Annotated in this window: 4 protein-coding genes; 1 reads left to right on the forward strand and 3 read right to left on the reverse strand. The window is 70.8% G+C overall.

The features are described from left to right. The 3 genes from D9R02_RS11525 to D9R02_RS11535 form a co-directional block, all read right to left on the reverse strand. On the reverse strand, positions 1 to 336 hold a 336-nt coding region (locus D9R02_RS11525), incomplete at its 3' end, for a cytochrome c biogenesis CcdA family protein (RefSeq protein ID WP_220700426.1). Positions 337 to 537: 201 nt separating this feature from the next. Continuing rightward, complete coding sequence (locus tag D9R02_RS11530; protein ID WP_019311192.1) at positions 538 to 927, reverse strand: ArsR/SmtB family transcription factor; 390 nt, start codon at positions 925 to 927, stop codon at positions 538 to 540. A 65-nt stretch (positions 928 to 992) separates the two neighbouring features. Next, entirely contained in the window at positions 993 to 2,363 is a 1,371-nt protein-coding gene (locus D9R02_RS11535; protein WP_259463964.1) for a phenylacetate--CoA ligase family protein, read from the reverse strand. Between the two features lie 322 nt (positions 2,364 to 2,685). On the opposite strand from D9R02_RS11535, the gene lspA reads away from it, so the two are divergent. Then, a partial coding sequence (gene lspA / locus D9R02_RS11540; RefSeq protein WP_121566950.1) for a signal peptidase II occupies positions 2,686 to 3,186 on the forward strand: 501 nt, incomplete at its 3' end.

Below are 3,186 nucleotides of genomic sequence, written 5' to 3' on the forward strand. Positions count from 1 at the left end.
GACCAGTCCCATGAGGATGACCAGCAGGCCCAGGGTGCGGATCATGGGATCTTGCCAGCGCACCAGCCACCCGCCCAGGGTGCCGAAGGCCGCCCCGTAGAGAGTGAAAACTGCAGCGAAGCCGAGGATGAACAACCCCACCCCGGCCAGCACCCGTCGGCGATTGTCCGGGCTGGTGGGATTGGTCAGCCCGGAGACGTAGCCGAGGTAGCCCGGCACCAGCGGCAGGATGCACGGGGAGACGAAGGAGACGATCCCGGCGATCATCGCCAGGGGCGCGGCGATGAGTAGGGCCCCGGAGTTCACGGTCTCGGCGAAGTAGCCTCCGATGCTCATGCCCGCCCCTCCCCGCTCCTGCGGGACGACGAGGCATCAGATGCGCCGCCGAGACGTTCGGGGTGGACGCCTCTGGCAGTCGGGCGGACGGCGGGGCAGGACACGGCTGGAAGTTTCTCCTGAGATTGGGGCGAGGGCCCACCGGTCAGACCGGCGCCCCAACACCTGGGTTTCACCGCGACGGGCGCAGCGCTGCAGGGTTTATGGCTGGGGGGCGACTGCGGCGGTGTGGTTCTGGTGGTTCTGCTGGGCGGCCGTGCCGTAGGTCGGGCACAGGTCCACCGCGTTGCCGGTGGCGGCCAGCAGGCCCTCTGCGGTGGCCAGCAGGTCCATCAGCTCGGGACGGCTCAGGGAGTAGTAGATGCTGCGCCCCTGGGTGCGGCCTTGCACCAGCCCGCACTCGCGCAGGCAGGCCACGTGGGCGGAGACGGTGGACTGGGCCAGGCCCAGTTCGGCGGTCAGATCCCCGACGCGGACCTCGCCGTGGGCCATCCGCCGCACGATGGCCAGCCGCTTGGGGTCTCCCAGGGAGTGGAACAGGGCCGCGGCCGGGTTCAGGCCGGCATCTGCACAGTCAGACATGATCGCCATACGTCGATCATAGCAACGGGGTTCCCCCTCCTGCCGGAGCGGAATCGGTGCTGGTGTCTCTGCGATCAGGACGGCTTCCACGGGATGACCACGCGCAGTTTCCCCCCGGCGGTCAGGTGCGGGGGCTCGGGGTCGAGGGTGAGTCGCACGTGCCCCAGGCCGTGGTCGGTCAGCACGTGGGTGATCTGCTCGTGGGCGGCCTGCCCGGCACTGGCCGGGTCCGTGCCGGGGGCCGGGCGCAGCCGCAGGGTGAGGCTGGTGGGTCCGGTCTGGACGATCTGGGACTGCTGAATCCCGGGGATCCGGTCCAGGACCGAGCTCAGCGTCAGTGAGGTGAGCGTGGCGGCGGTGCCGTCGGGGCGGGCGAAGGGGAGCAGGTCGGCGGTACGGCCCTGGACGCGGATGGCCGGTAGCGGGTTGCCGCATGGGCAGGGGTCGGGGCGGACGAGCACGCTGTCGCCGAGGTCGTAGCGCAGGATCGGCTGGATACGGTTGGCCAGGTTGGACACCAGCACGGTGTGTGAGGGCTGCCCGTCGGCCACGGGCTGATAATCGGCATCGACCGGCTCGAGGAGCACCCAGTCGCTGTTGACGTGCGACCAGTTGTACTGGCAGCTGTAGCTGAGGAACGGGCACTCGGTGGCGGCGTAGCTGTGGCGCACCTTGGCTCCGAAGGCCTGCGCGATCCGGGGGTGCTCCTCCTCGGGCAGCCCCTCGGCTGAGAGCACTACCAGGGCCGGGTGGATATGCAGTCGCCCGGCCTCCTGTTCTGCTGCCAGCAACCGCCCGGTGGAGGCGTAGGGGGCCAGTACGACCGGGTCGAAGGCGTTGAGCTGGGCCACCAGCTGCGGCAGGGGGTCTTGGACCGAGAAGGCGCCGACACGGGAAGCGGCCCGGCCCCGGCGCAGGCTCGCGGCGGCCGCCCCGGAGGCGAAATGCCCGCCGGTGGCGGCCACGATGGCCAGGCGCCCGCCCCGGGTGAGGAGGCGGGCCAGGTCGGCTGCGCTAAGCCAGTCAGTGAGCATCCGCACGGCCATCGCGGAGGTCACCGCCATGGAGGTGCTGTCGACCAGGAACAGCCCGCGGACACCAGTGGTGCCGGAGGGGGTCGCCACGGTGTAGCGGCCGGCCAGTTGGTGGCCGATCAGGGCAGGATCGGCCACGAACGCCTCGACATCGGCGAGGGTGACGGCCGGGTCGGTCACCCACTCGTCGAAGTGGGCCATCAGCTCGGCCTTGGTGGTGATCGGCAGCAGCTGCGGGTCGGTGATGGTGGCCGGCAGACCTTGGTAGTGGCGGCGGTAGTACGGGGAAGCGGTCCGGGCGTGCACCACCATGTCCGCCAGTTGGTCCCGTTGCCGACGGGCAAGGCCCTCGGCGTCACCTCGTCGGGCCGCGCGGGCATCGAGCAACAGGCGGAGAGTGTGTGGTGGCATGCCGTGTCCTGGGTCTGCGTGGAGGTTCCATGGCCGCGGGCTCGCCCGAAGCCCTGGTCTGGGCGGGCGCCGGTCCGGACAGCGGGCCAACGGCCGTGATCGATTATTGCGCTAATATCGCCCCCAGGCGATGACCACGGCGGAGCGGGCACCGTCTCTGCGGAGCGGGTTTCGCCTGGGCGCCCCACCCCGCCGCAAGGCCCTGGCGACGCCAGCGCACTCCCGGGTGCGCCCCAGCTGCGGTGGCTACGATGCCCTGGGCCCTCGAGCCTGCCCGATCCGCCCCTGCACCCCTGGCCCCACCGATGGAGGAGACCCACTGATGCGCCATACCCGCGGCGGCCCCTCGGGCCTTTCCTCGGCCGGCACACCGGCGGCCTCGAAGCAGCACCACCCCGGGTCGACCCGCCGCCCTCGGATCGTGTTGGTGGTGGGGGCGCTTCTTCTGGCCGGAGCGGATCTGGGAGTGAAGGCCGCCGCTGTGGCCGGGCTCTCGGGGGGAGCGACAGTGGATTTGGGACTGCTCAATCTGCGGCTGCATTACAACCCCGGGGTGGCCTTCAGCCTGGGTGCCGCCTTCCCGTCATGGGTCATCATCGCCGCCACCGGGCTCATCATCGCCGGCTTGACCTGGTATCTGCTGTCCACAGCCGCCACCATGACCCGGCTCGTGCGGGCCGGGGCGGTCCTGATGCTCGGGGGTGCGGCCGGGAACTTCCTCGACCGCCTCGACGGCAACGGGGTGGTGGACTACCTGCACACCAGCTGGTTCCCGACCTTCAACCTGGCCGACGTCTTCGTCACCACCGGGGTGGCCCTGCTG

Origin of the sequence: Kocuria rhizophila (assembly GCF_003667225.1) — a bacterium.
GTDB classification, from domain to species: Bacteria; Actinomycetota; Actinomycetes; order Actinomycetales; family Micrococcaceae; genus Kocuria; species Kocuria rhizophila.

Excerpts from the sequence above, each read along its gene's own strand:
- D9R02_RS11535 (WP_259463964.1), bottom strand. The coding sequence starts at position 2,363 with ATGCCACCACACACTCTCCGCCTGTTGCTCGATGCCCGCGCGGCCCGA.
- D9R02_RS11530 (WP_019311192.1), bottom strand. The coding sequence starts at position 927 with ATGGCGATCATGTCTGACTGTGCAGATGCCGGCCTGAACCCGGCCGCG.